This is a genomic window from Streptosporangium sp. DT93 (assembly GCF_049844535.1).
Taxonomy (GTDB): Bacteria; Actinomycetota; Actinomycetes; order Streptosporangiales; family Streptosporangiaceae; genus Streptosporangium.
The window spans coordinates 1-1,404 of the sequence record NZ_JBNCLF010000006.1 but is presented as its reverse complement, the minus strand read 5'-3'; the positions used below and the strand labels follow the sequence as shown (position 1 = coordinate 1,404).

Annotated in this window: 1 protein-coding gene; it reads right to left on the bottom strand. The window is 66.1% G+C overall.

The genetic code is table 11. The annotated features are described in order from the left end of the window. Positions 1–264: hypothetical protein (locus tag ACLQ2R_RS14710; RefSeq protein ID WP_425960051.1), on the bottom strand; the 264-nt coding region annotated here is incomplete at its 3' end. Positions 265–1,404 lie beyond the last annotated feature (1,140 nt).

The window sequence follows — 1,404 nt, the reverse complement described above, 5'->3', positions numbered from 1 at the left end:
CATCGCGGTTGAACGGCTTGCGCTCCCCATCGGGACGCGGACCGTACTGCCCACGCGACTGATCACGATCACCGTACGAACGGCTTCCACCGCGATCATCGCGGTTGAACGGCGGCCTGCCGGAGCCGCGATCGTCGCGGTTGTAGGCGGGACGGTCCCCACCACGGTTGTCCCGGTTGAACGCCGGGCGGCCGGCGCCACGGTCGTCGCGGTTGAACGGAGGACGATCGTCCCGGTTGTAGGCAGGTCGATCCCCACGGTCACGGGAACCGTAGGAGCCACCGCGAGCCTGATCGCGGTCCCCGTAGGAACGCTGGCCGCTGTCACGCGGTCCCGAAGGCCTCTGGCCGGCACCTGGACGGTCGTCACGGTTGAACGGAGGACGGCCCGAGCCACGGTCGTCACGGTTGTAGGACGGCCTGTCGCCACGATCACGAGAGCCGTATGAGCCACTTGGGCGCCCTTCGCGGCGCTCACCATATCGGGGGCCGTCGCCCGGACGCCCCCTGTCGCCACCGCGATCGCCGCGGTAGCCTCCCTGACCGCCAGATCCGCGGTTCTCGCTCTCTTCTCGTCGGCCCGCGTCGTCGCGCCCGTTGTCACTGTTCACTTCTGGTCCATTCGTTGGCTCACTCTGCGAGCGCATCCCATCGCCTCGATCGGATGGGGCGATTCACTGTGTGGGCGATCTCCGGCCGCGGGGTGCGCCCCGTTCGCTATCGCTGCCCCGCCCTATCGTGGTCCGGCGCGACGAAGGCCACCCGCTGGTGGGGTGGCCCGGCTCCTCCAGCCTAGCAAGCCCTCGAAACTCCACGCGCCCTTCCCAGGACGCCGATGCCTGCGAAGGGGGACGCATGGGGTCTGAAACACGAGTGGTACGGAGCGTGAGGCGAGGTGGGTGTCACACGAGATTCGGAAGGCGCATCCACCTCGTGAACCACTCCTGCGGAAACTCGAGGCCCGAAAGGTGCCGGGAACCTCAAGAGCCCCCGAAGCATTGAAAAGCCTCTTGGAGGGTCCGGAAGTCTCGGGGCTCGCAAGCTCCGAGCACGTGGGAGCTCCGGGATGCCCGAGGACCTGCAAGTCCTGGCAGACCTTGAACGGAAAAGACCAGGCCGGCGCGACGAAACCCATGCCGGAAACACGAAAGGCCCTCACCATGCGGTGAAGGCCTTAAAGAAACGCGCGAAACAGGAAGACACGAAGGCCCCACCGGCAGTGAGAGTCCCGCAAAACACGTGACCCCGGACGCATGATCCCGGGAAACGCATGAACCCTGGAAAATACATGGAGTCCGGAAATGCTTGAGGGCCCCCACCAACGGTGAGGGCCCTCAAGAAAAGATTGTCCGGCGGTGACCTACTCTCCCACACCGTCCCCGGTGCAGTACCATCGGCGCTGAAG